Annotated in this window: 20 protein-coding genes and 1 other annotated feature; of the genes, 3 read left to right on the top strand and 17 right to left on the bottom strand. The window is 46.5% G+C overall.

Annotation, left to right across the window (positions count from 1 at the left end):
* Positions 1-31: 31 nt before the first annotated feature.
* From groES to MKX60_RS24330, 6 genes are all read right to left on the bottom strand, one after another.
* On the bottom strand, positions 32-313 hold the full coding sequence (gene groES, locus MKX60_RS24355; RefSeq protein ID WP_036676506.1) for a co-chaperone GroES: 282 nt from the start codon (positions 311-313) through the stop codon (positions 32-34).
* Positions 314-751: 438 nt separating this feature from the next.
* Positions 752-1519, bottom strand: a complete 768-nt coding sequence (tatC, locus tag MKX60_RS24350) for a twin-arginine translocase subunit TatC (RefSeq protein WP_042193366.1) — start codon at positions 1517-1519, stop codon at positions 752-754.
* Between the two features lie 150 nt (positions 1520-1669).
* Positions 1670-1912: a twin-arginine translocase TatA/TatE family subunit gene (locus MKX60_RS24345; protein WP_042185275.1), complete on the bottom strand. Its 243-nt coding sequence runs from the start codon at positions 1910-1912 to the stop codon at positions 1670-1672.
* A 137-nt stretch (positions 1913-2049) separates the two neighbouring features.
* A complete protein-coding gene (locus MKX60_RS24340; protein ID WP_020429419.1) occupies positions 2050-2535 on the bottom strand; it encodes a MogA/MoaB family molybdenum cofactor biosynthesis protein in 486 nt (161 codons plus the stop codon).
* A 79-nt stretch (positions 2536-2614) separates the two neighbouring features.
* Complete coding sequence (moaC, locus tag MKX60_RS24335; RefSeq protein WP_076299166.1) at positions 2615-3088, bottom strand: cyclic pyranopterin monophosphate synthase MoaC; 474 nt, start codon at positions 3086-3088, stop codon at positions 2615-2617.
* A gap of 3 nt (positions 3089-3091) precedes the next feature.
* Positions 3092-3727: a 5-formyltetrahydrofolate cyclo-ligase gene (locus MKX60_RS24330; RefSeq protein WP_042185271.1), complete on the bottom strand. Its 636-nt coding sequence runs from the start codon at positions 3725-3727 to the stop codon at positions 3092-3094.
* A gap of 244 nt (positions 3728-3971) precedes the next feature.
* Here MKX60_RS24330 and MKX60_RS24325 point away from each other — a divergent pair, with 244 nt between their 5' ends.
* Entirely contained in the window at positions 3972-5912 is a 1941-nt protein-coding gene (locus MKX60_RS24325) for an ABC-F family ATP-binding cassette domain-containing protein (protein ID WP_341061246.1), read from the top strand.
* A 405-nt stretch (positions 5913-6317) separates the two neighbouring features.
* On the opposite strand, the gene MKX60_RS24320 is transcribed toward MKX60_RS24325, so the two are convergent.
* From MKX60_RS24320 to MKX60_RS24290, 7 genes are all read right to left on the bottom strand, one after another.
* Entirely contained in the window at positions 6318-7853 is a 1536-nt protein-coding gene (locus MKX60_RS24320) for a 2-isopropylmalate synthase (RefSeq protein WP_042185267.1), read from the bottom strand.
* 239 nt (positions 7854-8092) lie between these two features.
* Positions 8093-8374: a binding site (T-box leader), on the bottom strand.
* 388 nt (positions 8375-8762) lie between these two features.
* Complete coding sequence (gene tsaD, locus MKX60_RS24315) at positions 8763-9812, bottom strand: tRNA (adenosine(37)-N6)-threonylcarbamoyltransferase complex transferase subunit TsaD (protein ID WP_076283928.1); 1050 nt, start codon at positions 9810-9812, stop codon at positions 8763-8765.
* A complete protein-coding gene (gene rimI / locus MKX60_RS24310) occupies positions 9809-10333 on the bottom strand; it encodes a ribosomal protein S18-alanine N-acetyltransferase (protein WP_042185263.1) in 525 nt (174 codons plus the stop codon). Before rimI ends, tsaD begins: the two co-directional genes overlap by 4 nt.
* Complete coding sequence (gene tsaB / locus MKX60_RS24305) at positions 10330-11166, bottom strand: tRNA (adenosine(37)-N6)-threonylcarbamoyltransferase complex dimerization subunit type 1 TsaB (protein ID WP_341061245.1); 837 nt, start codon at positions 11164-11166, stop codon at positions 10330-10332. The genes rimI and tsaB overlap by 4 nt, the downstream gene beginning before the upstream one ends.
* Before the next feature lie 5 nt (positions 11167-11171).
* On the bottom strand, positions 11172-11654 hold the full coding sequence (gene tsaE, locus MKX60_RS24300) for a tRNA (adenosine(37)-N6)-threonylcarbamoyltransferase complex ATPase subunit type 1 TsaE (protein ID WP_042185258.1): 483 nt from the start codon (positions 11652-11654) through the stop codon (positions 11172-11174).
* A 211-nt stretch (positions 11655-11865) separates the two neighbouring features.
* A complete protein-coding gene (locus tag MKX60_RS24295; protein WP_042193364.1) occupies positions 11866-12051 on the bottom strand; it encodes an H-type small acid-soluble spore protein in 186 nt (61 codons plus the stop codon).
* Positions 12052-12082: 31 nt separating this feature from the next.
* Positions 12083-12253: a hypothetical protein gene (locus tag MKX60_RS24290; RefSeq protein ID WP_156113056.1), complete on the bottom strand. Its 171-nt coding sequence runs from the start codon at positions 12251-12253 to the stop codon at positions 12083-12085.
* A 139-nt stretch (positions 12254-12392) separates the two neighbouring features.
* Here MKX60_RS24290 and ku point away from each other — a divergent pair, with 139 nt between their 5' ends.
* Together ku and MKX60_RS24280 are read left to right on the top strand one after the other, a co-directional pair.
* A complete protein-coding gene (gene ku / locus MKX60_RS24285) occupies positions 12393-13361 on the top strand; it encodes a non-homologous end joining protein Ku (RefSeq protein WP_339800844.1) in 969 nt (322 codons plus the stop codon).
* Between the two features lie 12 nt (positions 13362-13373).
* Positions 13374-14321, top strand: a complete 948-nt coding sequence (locus MKX60_RS24280; RefSeq protein ID WP_341061244.1) for an ATP-dependent DNA ligase — start codon at positions 13374-13376, stop codon at positions 14319-14321.
* Between the two features lie 47 nt (positions 14322-14368).
* Here MKX60_RS24280 and MKX60_RS24275 read toward each other — a convergent pair whose 3' ends face one another.
* The 4 genes from MKX60_RS24275 to MKX60_RS24260 all read right to left on the bottom strand — a co-directional run bounded on the left by MKX60_RS24275 (position 14369) and on the right by MKX60_RS24260 (position 18348).
* Complete coding sequence (locus tag MKX60_RS24275) at positions 14369-15178, bottom strand: hypothetical protein (RefSeq protein ID WP_341061243.1); 810 nt, start codon at positions 15176-15178, stop codon at positions 14369-14371.
* A gap of 25 nt (positions 15179-15203) precedes the next feature.
* Positions 15204-16019, bottom strand: a complete 816-nt coding sequence (locus tag MKX60_RS24270) for a hypothetical protein (RefSeq protein ID WP_341061241.1) — start codon at positions 16017-16019, stop codon at positions 15204-15206.
* Positions 16020-16618: 599 nt separating this feature from the next.
* Positions 16619-17803 carry a hypothetical protein gene (locus MKX60_RS24265; RefSeq protein WP_341061240.1) on the bottom strand — a complete coding sequence of 395 codons (1185 nt, stop codon included), beginning with the start codon at positions 17801-17803 and terminating at the stop codon, positions 16619-16621.
* Positions 17767-18348, bottom strand: a complete 582-nt coding sequence (locus MKX60_RS24260) for an RNA polymerase sigma factor (RefSeq protein WP_445670776.1) — start codon at positions 18346-18348, stop codon at positions 17767-17769. Before MKX60_RS24260 ends, MKX60_RS24265 begins: the two co-directional genes overlap by 37 nt.
* Between the last annotated feature and the right edge of the window lie 75 nt (positions 18349-18423).

Genomic DNA, 18423 nt, shown 5'->3' with positions numbered 1-18423 from the left:
AGTTTAGATTTAGCTTATAATCGACTCTCGCTTAGTCAAGAATCGCGTGAATGTCGCTTTCTTTCATAATCAAATATTCTTTACCTTCGTATTTGATTTCTGTTCCTGCATATTTAGAGAAAAGAACACGGTCGCCTTCTTTTACTTCGAGCGCTACACGTACTCCATCTTTCAAAGCTCCGCTACCTACTGCAATAATAGTTCCTTCTTGTGGCTTTTCTTTCGAGGAGTCCGGAAGCACAATCCCGAATGAAGTGGTTTCCTCCTGCTCGCTCGGTAGCACCAATACGCGTTCACCTAAAGGTTTGATCATGAAAAAATAGCCTCCTTTAAAATTATGTTATTTTGCTTCAAAACATAGTTTAGAACTTACCTGTCTTACTTCAAAATCTCTGGTGTTTATGAAAAATATCAATTGGACGCTATGAATATCTGGTCCATCTCATATTTTCCATAAGCATTAGCACTCGACAGCTTGTAGTGCTAACAACAATTTTTATGATACTCAACTTGAGCCCGGATTTCAAGTCCTTTTACACAAATTCGCATTTGTTTTCGTAAAAAATAACGTTTCACTGGTTGTCCTAGGCACACACTCTATACATTCTATCCACAGGGTGTGAAAATATGCGTATGATTTCAGTAGTCTCAACTGTACCACCTACGCCCGAACATTTCAAAAAACGGGGGTTTAAAACAAAAGAACTGTCTCTTTCGTAGAAAAATCTACTTAGTGACAGCCCTCTTATCATCATTCCTCACTCTTGGTGTACTGAGCTTCCCTTGCCGCATCCGCAGCAAGCTGTTTGCGATAGACGAAGGCGGACAGGAATACGCTAAACTCATACAACACAAGCAGTGGAATCGTCACCAGAAAGTCTGAGATGAAGTCCGGAGGAGTGATGACTACAGCAATAAAGACAAGCGTGAAATAAGCGTATCGACGCATTTTACGCAAGCGTATCGGGTTAAGAACCCTCAGTTTGGTCAGAAACATCACCAACAGCGGTAGCTCAAACAACAGCGCTAAAGGTAGCACCAGACTGAACATGAAGTTGAAATATTGCGCAATTCCGTAGGTCTCTTCCAGTCCCATACTCCGGGTGATAGAGATTGTGAACGAAAGCGCCATTGGAAATACAACATAATAAGCAAAAGAAAGTCCGATTAGAAAAAGAACAAAAACATAGGGTACATAACGTAGTGTTGCACTACGCTCTTCCGGTCGTAAGCCCGGACTAATAAACGCCCACAACTGATAAGCAATAAAAGGAACTGAAATGACTAATGAAACCGCCATTGCGATCTTCATATACATTCCGATACCATCCCAGAATGAGAACGCATGCAGAACAAACCCTTGCGCTAGATCTGTACTAATTAAATAATCGTAGATTGGCTTGGCACAGAACAGCCCCCCTACCAATCCCAAAACAAATACAATCAGCACATAAATAATCCGTTTACGCAGCTCGGTGAGATGATCTACCACCGACATTTCTTCCGATTCGAGAGACATCCTGACACCATCCCATGACAAGAATAGAAACGCCACACCGACTTTATGTATAGCTGTGCCCGTTTCTGCAGAAAGCAGCAACCAAATTGAAAAAGGGACATCTCCTAAGTCTATTAGACTTGAGAGATTGCCCCATTGTTAAATCATTTATTATTCCGGCAGGCGTTTGTCCTGAGGAATATCTGCAGCGACCGTCTGCGGGGCCGTCGGCACAGGAGCTTCGCTCTTCTTCACCGGATCACCATCACCAATGATTTCACGTGCGCCTTCCTTAAATTCACGGAAGGTTCGTCCAACTGCGCGGCCTAACTCTGGCAGTTTATTCGGTCCAAAGAGGAGCAGTGCCAGTATAACCAACAAGATAATACCCGGAGTACCAATTCCACTAAACATTATTATTCCTCCTTGTCCGTCTATCCGATCATGGTATCGATTACGATAATCTAATAATACCATAACTTATGTCACAGTTACATCCACTATCTTCTATAAATAGTTTATCCTTGTGACGTGACAAGAATATGACAATGTTATTGGCGGTATTGGCCAGTTACCATGAGTAACGCTTCAGGTAGTTGATCCATAATGGCTGCTAAATTCTCATGAACACCCTTCGGTGTGCCCGGTAAGTTGACAATCAACGTGCGTCCACGAATGCCGCATATCCCGCGGAACAGCATCACCGCACGGTTTTTTTGCATCACCGTACTTCGCATCGCCTCAGAAAGTCCAGGCACTTCCCGTTCGATTACACGCCGGGTTGCCTCTGGAGTCACATCACGTATCGCTAAATCCGTACCTCCGGTAGTCAATACCAGATCTGCTTGAAAATAATCTGTGAGTTCTATCAAAGCTGCGATAATCTCATCTTGTTCATCGGGCACGATCCGATATTCAACGATCTCGCCTCCAAGTTCCTCTTCCACCAGCTCCCGAATAACCTGGGCGCTCGTGTCTTCCCGTTCGCCCCTGGCCCCTTTATCGCTGGCCGTTAGGATTGCTGTTTTCCACGCCATAGGTTTGTCCTCCCTCTCTATGTATAATTGGCTGTACAGTGCAGCCCACTTGCTTCAGCGCATCGAACGTCAGCTCTGATCATGGTTCAAGCGCGTAATCTCCATTCTTGCCCCCACTTTTAGTCACTAAGAGCGTTGGTCCGATAATCATGTCCTTCTGAAGAGCCTTGCACATGTCGTACACCGTTAGTGCTGAGGCAGAAACAGCGGTCAATGCCTCCATTTCAACTCCGGTCTTTCCGGTAGTATGGACTGTTGCTTCTATATAAAGTTCATCTTCGCTGTTATCGGAGAAGCGGATGTCAATACCGGTAAGTGGGAGCGGATGGCACATCGGAATCCAGTCAGACGTCTTCTTGGCCGCCATAATTCCAGCGATCTGCGCAACGGCAAGTACGTCTCCTTTACTGATCTTGCCTTCCTTGATGGCACTAAGCGTCTCAGTTGCCATCTTGATCTTACTCCGCGCGACAGCTGTCCGCTTCGTAATCTCCTTTTCGCTCACATCCACCATACGAGCTCTTCCCTGCTCGTTAAAATGGGTCAATTCCACGGCTCACTCTCCTTTTCGGCAGTGCACTATGCCATTTTCAGTAATCAGCATGTCCATAAAGGCATCATGCTCATCCATGGGCACTTTCGGAACCAGTTGCATACCAAAGGCTAGCCCGATCCAGACAGGGGGCTTCGCAGCAGCATACTCTTCCGTCTCCCATGACGCACGCAATCGATCATAGTATCCTCGGCCGTAACCAAGCCTGCCTCCCTGAAGATCAAAAGCCAGCCCCGGAACAAACACAACATCCGGTAGTGTAACAACTTCAATCTCTTGTGAATCTTTGCCGGATACAATAGGTTCATGGATACCATACGCCCCCGGCTCAAGCTCACTCCAAGCGTTTACCATATGGACACTCATTGCACCACTTGCCGGAATGACACGCGGCAGCAGTACCCTGCGCTGGTCCTTCCACGCCTGTGTAAGAAGCGCGTTGGTATCGAGTTCAGAACGGAAAGATACATAGGCCATCAGTGAGGCTATGTCTTTCGTCTTCAGCCACTCTGATGCATGCTTGCAGACCAGAAAAGACAATTCCCTTCTCTGGTCCGAGGAGAGCTCGTTTCGGGCGATGGTCTTCTCAGTTCTTAGTTGTTGCTTTGCTTTGGAGATCACCGACTCCTTGCTTGACATCGTCGGCCACCCCCATATATTTATCCCAAGCTTATCCTTGTTTGTAAATCCAGTTTACCACTCTTCTCCCCGGTTCGCCAAGGTGGATAGGACTGTGTTTCTGGGCCAGGTCGTTATTCTCTGCTTCCGATATATCGAGCTCTCGCTTGGGAAACGCTTTTCATGTAAACTATAGAATAAGTTGTTCATACGGCTGAGGTATAAATGCCAAGGCGAAATATGCAAGGGTGGAGGTTTCATCGTTATGCTTCTTCAAGCGACAGGAATTACAAAATCATATGGTATACAGAACGTACTAGACGGCATAAGCCTTCAGGTAAATGAAAAGGAACGTGTCGGACTCGTGGGTGTTAATGGTGCCGGCAAATCAACTTTTCTGCAAATTCTGGCTGGTGAAATGTCCTATGACAGCGGTCAAATTCATAAATCAAAAGAAACTACTATCGGGTATTTAGCTCAAAATACCGGACTTCAATCTGACAAAACCATTCATGAAGAAATGATGGCAGTTTTCGCACCGCTGATCGAAGCCGAGGCTGAGCTAAGAGAGATGGAAGTAAGCATTGCCGATCCTAAACTGGCAGAGGACCCAAAACGGTACGAAGAACTGCTCGAAAGATATGCCCGCCGATCAGATTGGTTCAAGGATCACGGCGGTTATGAAATGAATACACGAATCCGCAGTGTCCTCCACGGCATGGGCTTCGGCGAGTTCCCACCGGATACACCTATCTCCACACTTAGCGGTGGCCAGAAGACTAGACTCGCATTAGCCCGCATTTTGCTTCAGGCTCCCGATCTTCTAATGCTGGATGAGCCGACGAACCATCTGGATATCGAAACATTAACATGGCTTGAGGATTATCTTCGCAGTTATGCTGGAGGAATTCTGGTCGTATCTCATGACCGTTATTTCCTTGATCGGCTTGTAACTACTATTGTAGAGATCGAGCGTCATCAATCTCGGCGTTATACAGGCAATTACAGCCGATATGTAGATTTGAAGGCTGCCGAATATGAAGCACGGATGAAGCAGTATGAGAAACAGCAAGATGAAATCTCAAGAATGGAAGATTTCGTTCAGAAAAATATTGTGCGAGCATCTACCACGAAACGTGCGCAGAGCAGACGCAAAGCGCTTGAGAAGATGGACCGTATTGATCGACCGATGGGCGATCTGAAGAAAGCCAGCTTCTCCTTCGAGCCTGACTTCATGTCTGGTAAAGAAGTGCTGCAAGTCCGTAATGTTGCGGTTGCTTTTAATGATGGTCCACCTTTGTTCAAGGACGCTTCTTTCGAACTGCGCCGGGGAGAAACTGCTGCACTCATCGGTCCCAATGGTATTGGCAAATCTACACTGCTGCAGTGTATGACCGGAACCCGCGAGCCTTCAACTGGAACTGTGAATTGGGGGACTAAGGTAAAGGTCGCTTATTATGATCAGGAACAGACCCGCCTCAATCCAAAGAACACAGTAATGGAAGAGCTATGGAGTGAATATCCAATGATTGAGGAAGCCAGAATCCGTACGATCCTTGGCAACTTCCTCTTCAGCGGTGAAGATGTTCTTAAGAAGATATCCGCGCTGAGCGGCGGCGAAAAAGCACGCGTTGCATTATCAAAGCTCATGCTGCGCGGCGCAAATATGCTCATCCTAGATGAGCCAACCAACCATTTGGATTTAGTCAGTCGTGAGGTCTTAGAATCAGCTTTAATTGATTTCGAGGGCACATTGCTCTTCATTTCTCATGACCGTTATTTCCTCAATAAAATGGCTGAACGGGTGCTTGAGCTTCATCCCGAGGGGATCGATCAATACCTTGGCAACTACGATGACTATATCGAGAAAAAACGAGAATTAGAAGAGATTGCGAAAGATGCCGCCGAATTAGCCGCCAAAAACGTCAACAAGGATGCTGCAGTTCCTGAAAAAAACGCTGTTTCCTCCTTCGAAGCGGACAAGCAAGCCAAGCGTGAAGAGCGTAACCGGAAGCGGCGTATTGCTGAGCTAGAGGAAGGCATTGCCTCACTAGAAGAGTCGATCGCTTTTATAGAGAATGAAATGACTAAACCTGAAGTTTATCAGGATTATTTAGCACTTCAAGGTCATGAAGAGGATCTGAAGAACAAAAAAACTCAGCTTACCGATTTATTTAACGAATGGGAAATCCTTGCTGACGAATAATGTAAAAGCCACTTCATAAATTTTTTTCATATTTCTTATTTTGTTCATAAACAGTTATCCACAGCTCTATACACAGGTTTCGTGTATAACTCCCTACTAAAAAAGCCCCTTAGGGGCTTTTTTTATGCGTTAAATCAGTATTTCCGAATTACAGGAATTATTATCCACCGAATTATCCACATTATCCACAATTCCCACAAGGTTTCATTGCGAATAAAAATGGTTATAAGGGCATTTTAAAAAGAGCTGACATTGCTGATTTTACGCACTTTTTACACAATTCGTAGAGAATATGTGGATAACGTTGTCCACAACTTGACAAAAGACATAACCCCACCTAAAACCTGTCATCAAAACCTAAAAAAGAACCCGCTATCTCTAAATCAGACAGCGGGTAGATGTATATTAAACGATTTGTGTAGAGAGCAGGGCAGCGTTACAGGCTGCAATATAGGCAATCCCTGCTGCCATGATAATATCTTGATGCGTAGCTGTGCCTCTAAATTTAAGACCTTCCCACTCTACCATCACAGCCGCCTCCGCCTGGGCGTTCTCTCCACTTCCAAGTGAATGCAGCTCAAGTCCCGCAAAATCGATATCCTCTGAGATGCCTTGCCCAATAGCAGCGATAATAGCTTCAAGCGGACCATCTCCAGTACTAGTATGAGAAGTTTCCTGTCCAGACTTCAAATGGCGAACCGTAACCGCGGCCACCCGGCGCTGGGCACTGCCTGCCAATACCTGAACCTCACCCAGTTCATAGACCTGAGCTTGCTGTCCAGTTGTACTGCTCACCATTTGCAGCAACTGGTCATCACTCACTACCTTTTGGCGGTCAGCGGTCTCTTTAAACGATTCATAAAGTGCATCCAGCTCCGCAGGCTCCAGCGTAATACCATACTTCGCCGCCCGGTCCTTTAGCGCATGTCTGCCAGAATGCTTGCCCAGAATGATCATGCTACGCGGGATACCCAGCCGCTCTGGGTCCATAATCTCATAGGTGCTTCGATCCTTCAGCAAACCATCCTGATGAATCCCTGACTCATGCTGGAAGGCATTTCTTCCGACGACTGGTTTGTTATAGGCGATTGGAAAATGCATCGCTCCGCTGATCAGCCGCGAAGTATCATACAGCTTATCAAGCACAATGCCTGTTTCTGCTCCAATCGCATCTCCGCGGGTTTCGAGCGCCATCACAAGCTCTTCCAGTGCGCAGTTCCCGGTACGCTCGCCGACTCCGTTCACAGTGACTTCGATCTGCGTCGCACCTCCATCAATTGCTGCCAGACTGTTGGCTACAGCCAGCCCCAAATCATTGTGACAGTGGGCACTGTAGCTTACCGTTTCTCCACCTCTTGCTCCTAGCCGCACACGTCGGAACATTTCCCCATATTCATGTGGCAATGCGTAACCGACCGTATCGGGCAGATTGATAATAGAAGCGCCTTCCTCAATAACAGCTTCAATCATTTCAATCAGATCATCGATTCCTGTTCGCGCAGCATCCATCGCCGTGAATTCAACGACATCAGAGAATTGACGCGCATAAGCCGTCATCTCGCGGGCTTTGGCTACGACTTCAGCTCTGCTCATACGCAATTGATGTTGCAAATGAATATCAGAAGAGGAGATGAACAGGTGAATCCGCCGGCGTTCAGCATCTTGGGTTGCCCGGACTGCCGCGTCAATATCCCCTTTAACCGCCCGTGCAAAACCGCAAATTTCCACATTTCGCACCTTACGAGAAATCGTCTGTACTGCTGCAAAATCACCAGGGCTCGATATCGGAAATCCAGGCTCCATCACATCAACACCCAGATCCGCAAGCTTATAGGCCAGCAGTATTTTTTGCTCTGGGGTTAGACTTGCACCCGGAGCCTGTTCACCATCTCGCAGAGTCGTATCGAAAATTTGTATACGTTTCTTTACTGGAATAATCATCTGAATTCCTCCTGTTTTCCTCTTATTGGATTCCTTACCCTAACCTATGCTTCAGCGCAGATCCACACGTCGACTTGTGGTCCTGCTAAATTCCCCACCCACTGCTGCCGGCAGCTGATACGAATGAATCCTCTGCACAATTTGGAATGTGCAGAAGGTTCACTCTTGGCGTCTTATATTGCGCCTGAGTCCATAACCCGAGTCGCTTCAATAAGAACGCAAAAACCCGCCGTCTCTAATAAAGAGACGGCGGGTTACCCCTCCGCGGTACCACTCTTTTTGACGCATAGGCTATTCATATAATCAAGCCGTTAAGCTGCGTCCAGCTCCTCTTCCCTGTCCATCCTGAGGATGTCAGGATATCTGGAAAGGTCCGATAACGGGGACAGCCGTAGGCAGCGTAATCTTATTTCCGCCGCTCCGCTCCCGGGCGAGATTCAAGACTTTCGGTGACTGCGTCGCACCACCCCGCAGCTCTCTGTTCACCGTCATTCCCTACTACTCCCGTTCTTAGCGTGTATTATATACATTCTAACTACTCAAAATCCATACAAAAAAGCCTGCCATCTCATTCAAGAGACGACAGGCTGTTAACCTTCGCGGTACCACTCTTGTTGATGCTCTGTACCGGTTAAGTTACTGCCGATTCCAATTGAACATCCACTTTACGGTCCAGTATGTTAGATACTCGACCACCCTTTCACGGAGGTTACCCGTAGACGGTGTACGAACGTTCCGGCGACAATTGCCGGTAATGCTTCCACCGTTCCGCTCCCAGACGAGTTCAGGTCCCCTTCGACTGCGTCGCACCTACCCGCAGCTCTCTTATCCCAGAGTATCCTTACTACTTCCGCTCATCGCGTTTCCTTGTATAATTGAACTGATTATACTCGTTAGCTCCAAATGATGTCAATAGGCGGATACAGACCATTGTTCCAATGAGAATCCAGGGTCTGCTACCATATCCAGCGGAGTACCGCCATCATGCTGCCACTTCACGTATGCAGCAGCTCCAATCATAGCTGCATTATCCGTGCAGTATACCGGAGGTGGAATAATAAGCTCAATGCCCTCCGCTTCACAGCGTGAGATCAAAGCCGTGCGCAGGCCAGCATTAGCAGCAACACCTCCACACAGCAATAACTGCTTGGAGCTAGTAGCTTTAACAGCGCGTACCGCTTTTTCCACCAGCACCTCAACCACAGATTCTTGGAACCCGCGGGCAATGCCTGCGACATCTGGCGTGAGACCCTTCATCTTGCTCTGATTCACAACGTTCAGCACAGCCGACTTTAAGCCACTGAAGCTGAAATCATAAGAACCCGGCTCCAGCCATACTCTTGGTAACGGTACAACCTCAGTCGCCTCGCGGGCCAGACGATCCACATGAGGTCCGCCGGGATAAGGGAACCCTAGTGCTCGTGCCACTTTATCATATGCTTCGCCTACGGCATCATCACGGGTGCGCCCGATAATTCGAAACTCACCCTCCCGCTCCATATGAACCAGTTCAGTATGTCCGCCGGACACCACTAGTGTCATGCATGGATACTGTAACTCTGCCACTAAACGGTTAGCATAAATATGTCCTGCAATATGATGTGTACCAATTAGCGGCTTACCCCATGCGAGTGCAAGGCTCTTGGCAGCTACTACCCCGACAAGTAAAGCCCCCACCAAACCTGGGCCTTGTGTAACCGCCACCGCCGACAACTGATCTGGTTCAACCCCTGCTGTAGCGAGTGCTTCTTCTATCACCAGTGTAATTACTTCCACATGCTTACGGGAAGCTACTTCTGGTACTACGCCGCCGAAGGCGCGATGTGTCTCAATCTGACTCGAGATGATGTTGGATAACACTTCAGAGCCATCTTTGACTACAGCGACCGACGTTTCATCACAACTCGTCTCAATAGCAAGTATTAGTACAGGCTGAGCTGCGCCCGTTTCTGTCTTCATTTCAAGTCCACGCTTCCTTCCATATTTCCATGCTCCTCATACTCTGGCAGATCCGCCCACATAATGAGCGCATCTTCGCGATTATCGGAATAATATCCTTTGCGTGTGCCAGCAGATCGAAAGCCTTTTTTACGATATAAATTCTGTGCTACCTCGTTCGATACCCGTACCTCAAGCGTAATGGATTTCATCCCCACATAAGATGCCGTCTTCATAAGTTCTTCAAGCAGGCGCTCGCCCCATTTACGTCCACGATAGGCTTCAAGCAGGGCTATATTCGTCACATGCGCCTCATCCACGATGGCCCACATACCGGCATAACCGATAATATGACCTGCCAGCTCCATAACCATATATTTTGCAAAATGATTATGCGTCAGCTCGTTGCGAAAAGCTTCCTCTGTCCAAGGCATCGTGAAGGCTTCCCGTTCAATGATAAGAATGTCAGGAATATCCGTTAGCTTCATCAAACGAAAAACAAGTTCAGCCTCTTGAGCTATCATTGATTCCGCTTCCGTCATGGTTTCTTTAAGCCCCCTTCTCTACTTAACCGCAGATTGGCCTCCGCTTCTGAGATCTGAGTATAGTTAGGGATCAAGCTATGGATATCATCTTTCTCTACCTGAAGCCGCGCTTCTCCAAGAAATCCTGTCCAGCGGCCTTCCATTTCATAAGGAACTGCAATAGAAACACCAAGATCCTTCAATGGACGAAGCGATTCCTCACTGCCATGAACTGCAGTCTCCCCAACAAACCAAAGAACAGCGGGCTTATTGCCTTCGACTGAAGCCTGTCCTAAACGTTCAGCTAAGTACTCCACCCAATCTGCCATCAGGCGGATGGCATCAGGCTCAAGACGGCTAGGAGCATTATTTCCCTCAGCTGCGAATAATCCTGTATACACCTGTCCTCGGCGCGCATCCATTAGTGGAATGATCCAATCAGGCCCGTAGCTGTTATTCTTGGTAGTTTGTTCCGACGCTTTGGTCATCACGTTATTCTTGAGGGCTGTTTGATATCCGCCCCACGCCACTGCATGTAGACTCGAAATACCGACAACTGGGACATCCCATGCCCATGCCAGCGTTTTGGCAGCGGTAACTGCGATACGCGTCCCCGTATACGATCCAGGACCCACACCAACAGAAATCCCGCCCAGCATTGCAGCAGTAGTTCCTGTTGCTTGCAGCGCCTGCTCAATGATCGGGAGTAAATGCACCGAATGATTCCGTTCTCCGGAAGCATTTATTTCATGCAGTAGTTCCCCATTCTCTGTAACTGCCACGCCTAATACTGCAGTTGATGTATCCAGCGCTAAAAGCCGCTTGCGCGGCTCTGTATTCTGATTCGTCATATTCCTTAACCCCACTTCTGGATCAGCTGCCGGCAAAGCTCACCATACGGCTCCCCGATTCCGGTCACCGTAATCATTCTTTCATCTGGCCCCACTGTTTCCATGTATATATGCATATGCCGCGGCGGCATTAAATCCGTAATAATACTGCTCCATTCCACCAAGCAGACCCCTTGCCCGTAGAAATACTCATCAAGTCCAAGCTCGTCCGCTTCCTGAAGCGAAATCCGATATACATCCATATGATATAGGGGCAGACGGCCCTCGTACTCTTTAATAATTGTAAAAGTAGGACTGTTTACGATCCCCTTTACGCCGAGATGCCGAGCGTACCCTTGCGAGAATGCTGTTTTTCCTGCGCCCAGATCGCCGTCCAAGCCGATAATCATCCCTGGCGTTGAAGCAGTAGCTAGAGCAGCTGCAAGCAACTCCGTATCCTGGAGGCTGTAAGAACGGTAAGTGAACACCGTTTCGTCTGTATTGTCCAACTACAACTACCACCTTTTAAAATATACCTGCCAAAAACCATTACTATTAATTATATCGGTATGCTCCATCCATCGCAACAACTGTCCCAATTCAATCTCCCATGCCAGTATGCCAACAATAGAAAAAGAGACCTCTACGCAAAAATAAGCATAAAGAGTCTCTTTTATAAAAGTGTAATTTAGCTTATCTCAGCTTTTTGAACAAACCTTGTTAATGATCTTGCTCTTCTAACCGTTCAACGCCTACCGTATGCGTATTCGTTGGTCGAGAGCCCACTTGAACCGTAGCCATTCCGTTCTGTGCATCCACATGCTCAATCCATACAGGTTCTCCATCCAAATGTACACTTACCGTCTCTTTAGAAGCATAAATATCCTGTGCTCGTTTGACGTCCACCACTGTTCTCCTCCTTTATTTTACCTACATCTCACGATTCTAATGGCGAAGTTTCTTCGAGGGTTGATTCCGCATCAAGCTTCTCCGAGTCCGAGACCTGACTTGCTTCCGGTGGAGCTATAATGCTGTCCCAATCCACAACTGTCGCTGGGATATCCTGCTCGCTCAGCGCATCGATCCACTCGTTTCCACGCGGTTCCATGACTTAGTATTCTCCTCCTCAGCTTTATTAGCCTGATTTTATATTTTCCCATGCTTCACAAAAAATGCACCCGGCTAGAAAAGCCTTTCCTGCCTCATACTAACCCAAAGCAAATAACTTAGATCAGGAGGCGTTTCTCATGCATACCGTTTGGAAAGGAGCCATCAGCTTCGGGCTAGTGCATGTTCCGGTTAAAATGTTCTCCGCTACGGAAGACAAGGACATTTCTCTGCGTTATATCCATAAGGAATGCGGCAGCCCACTGTCGTATGTACGTAAATGTCCGGTGTGTGACAAAGAGGTGGCTTGGGAAGAAATCGGCAAGGGTTATGAATATGAAAAAGGGAAGTTTGTTCTATTCGACAAAGAGGAACTGGATCAATTGACCGACGAAAGCAGCAAAAGCATTACCATACTCGACTTTGTTGATCTGACGGAGATCGATCCAATTTATTTTCAAAAAACCTATTACTTATCTCCGGATCAGGCTGGGACAAATGCATATCGGCTTCTTATGGAGGCCATGCGTCAAACTGGAAAAATTGGCATCGCCAAAATATCGATTCGTTCCAAAAGCAGTCTGGCTGCTATTCGTGTGCTGGAGGATTGCCTCGCCATCGAGACTATTTTTTATCCTGATGAAGTGCGACCGGTCTCGCAAGTGCCTGGCCTGCCCGAAGCAGGGACGGTGAATGATAAAGAGCTGGATATGGCCAAGCTGCTCATTTCACAGCTATCCACGCCTTTTGATCCGGCAAAATATACCGATGATTATCGCCAGCGTATGCTTGATCTAATCTCACATAAAATTGCAGGCGAGGAATTTCATATCGCTCCTGCCAAACAGGAAAGCAATGTAATTGATCTAATGGCAGCATTGCAGGCCAGTATTCAGGCTGTACAGCATATCCCTACAGATCCGGGTCCTTCATTAACAGATACTAAGAAAACAAAAACTAAAGCGGCTCCGGCTGCCAAAAGAAAAACAGCCAAGTCTAAAGCAGCAGCTGAGCCTGCCGATCAGCAAAACGAAGCTTCCGGGCCGATTCCAGTCATCGCACCAAAACCGAAACGCCGCAGTCCAAAAAGCAAAACAACCGTATCGTAGGAGGCTCTGGTGATGAAGCTTCAGCCTATTATTCCTTTTGAACCCATACTGGCTGGGCAGCTTCCAGCAGGCAACCAGTGGATCGCACAGATTAAATGGGATGGCGTTCGCATGTTGTCCTATTACGACGGAAGCACTACTCAGCTTATTAACAGACGTGGTAATTACCGTACAGCGCAATATCCAGAACTTACTGATGTATCTGCTTACTGTAAAGCTGACTCCGTTATTCTTGATGGTGAGATCATTGCACTGGGGGACGGCAAGCCCTCATTTCACGAAGTTATGCGGAGGGATAGCTTAAAGAATGGCTCCACCATTTCCGTCGTTAGGTATCAGGTTCCTGTCATTTATATGATTTTTGATATTCTGTTTTATAATGGCCAATCGACGATGGATCAGCCTTTATTCTCACGGCAGCAGCTGCTAAACGATATTCTGCTGCCGCATCCCCACGTACAGGCCGTACCCAGTTATACCGATCCCACAGAATTATTCGCCGCCGCTCAGATTCAGAGCTTAGAGGGAATCGTCTGCAAGGATATCAACAGTACTTATGCTCCCGGTGGAAAAGATAAACGCTGGCAGAAACGCAAAATCATTTCTGATCTTACGGCAGTAGCCGGGGGTGTAACGTTCCGAGACGGCATCGTCAATGCGTTACTTCTTGGGCTGTATGATGATAAAGGGAATTTGCATTATATCGGACATGCCGGGCCAGGAAAATTGACTGTACAGGATAAACGCGACTTAACTGCAGAGGTACAGCATTTAAAAATAGATCAAATGCCCTTTACAGCTGATCCCCAGCGAGGGAAGGGTGCTTTTTGGATAAAACCGAAGCTTGTCTTCAAAGTTCATTTTTTGGAATGGAATACCTCAGGCACTCTTCGTCAGCCGGTTACTCAAGCTAGGGTAGATCTTCCTCCCGAATCATGTACTATGGAGCAAAAAGGATAAACTCTTTCCAAAAAAACGTCCTCCCGAATTTATCGAGAGGACGTTTCTTATTGCGCTGTAAGACTCGTTACAATGGTCTCCAGCTCTGCTTTTGTCTGCGCAGTATTTTTCGTATTCGTAAGCGTATAATCAATACTTCCATCCGCACTGGACCATACAAGCTGGACTTTTAGATCTCCATGGTGAGGACCAAACACCGTGTAAACTGCTTCAACCCCGTTGATGGTCAAATTTTCATCCTGGTCACCAGGCAGCTGCGCTAAAGTAACCCCTTCCGGAAGCGTATATGCTGGAGCTGATTTTAGATTCAATCTCTCCCCATTTCGCAGATAAGTGATAGAAGTTTCTGTATCGCTCCACTTTAAGCTTTGTGAGATCACCTTTTTACCAGCAGCTTGTGCTTTAGCTTTTACCTGATCTCTGAGGGTTTTATACTCTGTACTGAAAAACTTCGGAAGCACTGGATTTAAAACGACATCCTGCAGCTTATAATCCTCCGGGAGAGAAGCTGGTATCAAGAGTGACTTTCCGCTTAATGAAGATAACTTCTGCGCTGCTTCATTTGTAGAACTGAATCTGTATGGCATATAGCTTACACTCAAATCTTCCTCTGGATTAGATTTTTTGTCATTAACATAGAGAGCCTTAATTTCTCCCGCTTGTAGGGGAACAGCATATTCTTTGGCAATCAAATCCTTAATCGTTGGCGATACCTGTGGTGATTTCTGCTCAACCGGAACCGTACCTTTGCTTTTATTATTGCTCCCCGCAGGCACTGCGCCTGCTGTTCCACTTACCGCACTCATTAACACTATCAGGCTCAAAGCCGTGATGGCCGAACTTTTTTTAATCATCATTATAATATCCTCCCTTAACCCTTGGTTATTTGATCATGCTTTTAGCTACAGCCAACATTTCATTTGTCGTCAGTTTACTGACCCGATTGTCTGAAAGGGTATATTGTATCGCGCCTGATTTATCCAGCCACACTAGCTTAGTGTTGAAACTTGCTTCTTTAGCCAAATCAGTTGTAAGAATTACTTTCCTACCGTTGACCGTCAGTTCTTTCTTAGTTTCCGAAGCTCGTACAAAAGGCACAGCTCCTTCGGGAAGTTTGGCGGGCGGCACTCCAGTTACAATGCTAAAATTGGCTTTTCCTTTGGCGTACAGCTGCATAGACAAGTTCGTCTGGCTCCAGCTGATGATCTTGCTAAACAACTGTTTGTTGGGATCACCTGCCGCCGCTGCTGCCTTTAGTTCCTGCTCTAATTGCAAATACAGCTCTGAATCATTTGCTACAGACGGTGGATAAATGATGGCTGTCGCCAGAGCAAAGCCCTTAGGAAGATTTCCAGGCTGTGGAGTAGCTGGACCCTTCAACGCTTTGAATTTAGCAGCAAAGGATTTGTAGTCTTTAAAAACAAATCCTTTGCCAGAGAAGCTGATCGTATCCTGAGGGTTAGAGACTTTGTCACGTACGTAGTAGACCAAGTACGTACCTTCCTTCAATCCCGCTACCAGGGCCTGCAGTTCCTTCTGGAGCTTCTGATCGGTTGGTACTGCAGTCTGCTGCCCAGAGGCAGCTGCGACCGAAAGAAACAAGCCAGGCGCAACCCCACTTACAACTACTCCTGTTCCTAACAAGGTTGCTGCCGAGAGCGCGATCATTGTTTTTTTGAGTTCATCATTTAGCTTCAATTTCTAACATCCTCTCCTTCTAAAAGGGTGAATGTAAGCTCACCCTGTTTTCAACTACACTTCTATAACACTCCAGCATGAGAAAAAGGGACTTTTTCTCACAAATAAAGAGGCCGCCCCAAGCAACCATCATGGCTTTTGGGACAGCCTCTTTTTTTGTTCTTAACATTACAAGTGACGCGCCAAGTGATGCAATATGTGAAGCACCTATAGAGTAATTGGGGAATTTCTCCCTAAAATTCAGAGATTTCTGTTCATCGGACTTATAATTAGGGAAAACTTCCCTGAAATTTGGCATATTCGGCAACGAATAAAGAAATTCCTATGATTATTAGGGAGGAATTCCCTGATTTCGTTCATTTAGAGCGAATATCGGTTATTTTTAGGGAGTTTTCCCCTAATTAGTTTAAAGCATATAAATCACACATAGCACATCGCCCACCGCCCCAACCAGAAGCATAGAACACTACGCGTGGCATATCGTCACATGGCACAGTAAAATCCATTACTTTTCCTATTCCATAAAAAAAGCTGCCTCCCAAGTAGATTTCACTACTTTTGAGACAGCTTCTCATATTGTACGGATAGAACAACAGTAGCTAGCGAATAAAACTATTGGCAATCACTTGCCATTGTTCACGGGTTAAACTGTTATTCAATCCATCATTTAGACTACGAATCGTCTGGCTGGATTCATCATACCAATACAAACGATTCTGGGAAGACCAAGTCTGCTCCCCCTTCTCTGTACTCGCTGCGATAAAAACTGCTTCTTTACCAGTACCTGTCATAGACCATTTTTCGGCAGTCTGACCTTCCAAGATAGACACTTGCGTTGGATAACCCCTAAAAGCGCTCTGCATTAAGGATAGTGTAATTCTTTGATCCCCCTTATGGTAGGTAACCTCAGCACTCTCTATGGCATTCACAGCGATCTTCTCCATAAACAGCTTTTGGCCTGTTTTATCGACCTTTGCTTTTTTTTGAAATTGTTCAAGCATTTCTTTATATTCTGTGCTTATCGACATGTAAGGAGAAGCGGCCTTAAAAGTGGCTTGCTCAAATTCATAACCATTAGCAAGTATGGAAGGCAGCTCGGGCCAGAAATCGCCAGTCCCTTTTAATTCTTTTACGAATTCTTGATATTTAGAATACACCGGAGAACTGAAAGCGAACTGCAATTGATTTCCATAGCCTAAACCTTTGGCTAACTTTGTAAACTCAGCATCATTCACATAATAAGCAGCCATTTCTCCAGCATTCAAGTGAGCAAGCGCCTGCTCTTTATAAGTCGCTAATAAACTCAGATACTTCTCTATCGCAGGAGAGGTCGAAGGAACAGGGGTATTATAGTGCACCGTCTTCACAACAGCCTTCCCTCCGCTGTTCACTAGTATAATAGCTCCATCCGAAGGCTTGGTGATATCAATTGCAGACTGGCTATCAAGTTCCGTTAAACTTCCAAGGCCAGACAGCTGAAGGGCACCAAACCCGATCATCCCCAGCAATATAGCTGCGGAGACTCCTGAGAGAAGTCTCTTTCTAAATTTAGATGGATGCGGGATTGTCTTCTCTTGCTTCTGCATAACAGGATCTCTCGGCTCTGAGAATGACTCCAGCTCGTCTCTGAGATTCGCCATTTCTCCGTCCATCGTTTTCTGTTGTTCATGAATCGCCCTTACCCGCTTCATAACTACTGCTTTTACATCTAGTTCGTCGCAGTTCCCCAATGCGTCCATTTTCTTTATCATTTTCTCTTCAACACAGCTTCGTTGCCCCACCATTCCGTCCCCCCTTTCTGAGCATTCATCATTTTGCCAAGCTTCGTAATCGTACGCCTGTATTTCTTCTTCACAGCATCAGTATTCTTATCGAGGATCTCCGCAATTTCCGGGAAGCTCTGTTCCTCAAAAATTCGCAGCACTAACAAGTTTCGCTCCTCTGTCTTCAGCTTCGCGAGGGCAAAAGTCAGATGCTCGTTAAATATGTAACGGTCCATCAACTGTTCCGGGCTTTCTGCAGGAGGATCCGGTTGAAAAAGCGCCATAATCTTCAAATGTCTTTGACGTTTGCGGATCAGGCTGAGGCAATGATGATAGGCAATTTTATATAGCCAAGAAGAAAAGCTCGTGATAGGGCGATATGTGCCTATGTGCTGATATGCCTTCACTAGAATATCCTGTACCGCATCCTCCGCTTCCGTACGGCTCCCAAGCAGCCGGCAGCAATAGCGGTAAATCGGCTTTTGAAAAGCTTCGACGATAAGGGCATAGGACTCTACCTCGCCTGCCTGTACCCGAACGACGGTGTGTTCGATCCCGTCCAAAATCAGCAAACTCCCCTTTCACATAACCGTATAACCTTATAACTCTTATGATCATCCAAAAGGGACACTTTGGAAATA

The sequence above is a fragment of the Paenibacillus sp. FSL R5-0914 genome (assembly GCF_038004525.1).
In the GTDB taxonomy this organism is placed as follows: domain Bacteria; phylum Bacillota; class Bacilli; order Paenibacillales; family Paenibacillaceae; genus Paenibacillus_AQ.
Note: the sequence above shows the minus strand (reverse complement) of the source record. Positions and strands in the feature narration are given on the sequence as shown.

Coding starts and splice junctions, on each gene's coding strand:
- MKX60_RS24325 (WP_341061246.1), top strand. CDS start 3,972: ATGCTTCTTCAAGCGACAGGAATTACAAAATCATATGGTATACAGAAC.
- groES (WP_036676506.1), bottom strand. CDS start 313: ATGATCAAACCTTTAGGTGAACGCGTATTGGTGCTACCGAGCGAGCAG.
- rimI (WP_042185263.1), bottom strand. CDS start 10,333: ATGACGGAAGCGGAATCAATGATAGCTCAAGAGGCTGAACTTGTTTTT.
- MKX60_RS24290 (WP_156113056.1), bottom strand. CDS start 12,253: ATGGAACCGCGTGGAAACGAGTGGATCGATGCGCTGAGCGAGCAGGAT.
- MKX60_RS24330 (WP_042185271.1), bottom strand. CDS start 3,727: ATGTCAAGCAAGGAGTCGGTGATCTCCAAAGCAAAGCAACAACTAAGA.
- MKX60_RS24280 (WP_341061244.1), top strand. CDS start 13,374: ATGAAGCTTCAGCCTATTATTCCTTTTGAACCCATACTGGCTGGGCAG.
- MKX60_RS24345 (WP_042185275.1), bottom strand. CDS start 1,912: ATGTTTAGTGGAATTGGTACTCCGGGTATTATCTTGTTGGTTATACTG.
- MKX60_RS24265 (WP_341061240.1), bottom strand. CDS start 17,803: ATGGTGGGGCAACGAAGCTGTGTTGAAGAGAAAATGATAAAGAAAATG.
- MKX60_RS24275 (WP_341061243.1), bottom strand. CDS start 15,178: ATGATGATTAAAAAAAGTTCGGCCATCACGGCTTTGAGCCTGATAGTG.
- tsaD (WP_076283928.1), bottom strand. CDS start 9,812: ATGAAGACAGAAACGGGCGCAGCTCAGCCTGTACTAATACTTGCTATT.
- MKX60_RS24320 (WP_042185267.1), bottom strand. CDS start 7,853: ATGATTATTCCAGTAAAGAAACGTATACAAATTTTCGATACGACTCTG.
- tsaB (WP_341061245.1), bottom strand. CDS start 11,166: ATGACGAATCAGAATACAGAGCCGCGCAAGCGGCTTTTAGCGCTGGAT.
- MKX60_RS24340 (WP_020429419.1), bottom strand. CDS start 2,535: ATGGCGTGGAAAACAGCAATCCTAACGGCCAGCGATAAAGGGGCCAGG.
- ku (WP_339800844.1), top strand. CDS start 12,393: ATGCATACCGTTTGGAAAGGAGCCATCAGCTTCGGGCTAGTGCATGTT.
- tatC (WP_042193366.1), bottom strand. CDS start 1,519: ATGTCTCTCGAATCGGAAGAAATGTCGGTGGTAGATCATCTCACCGAG.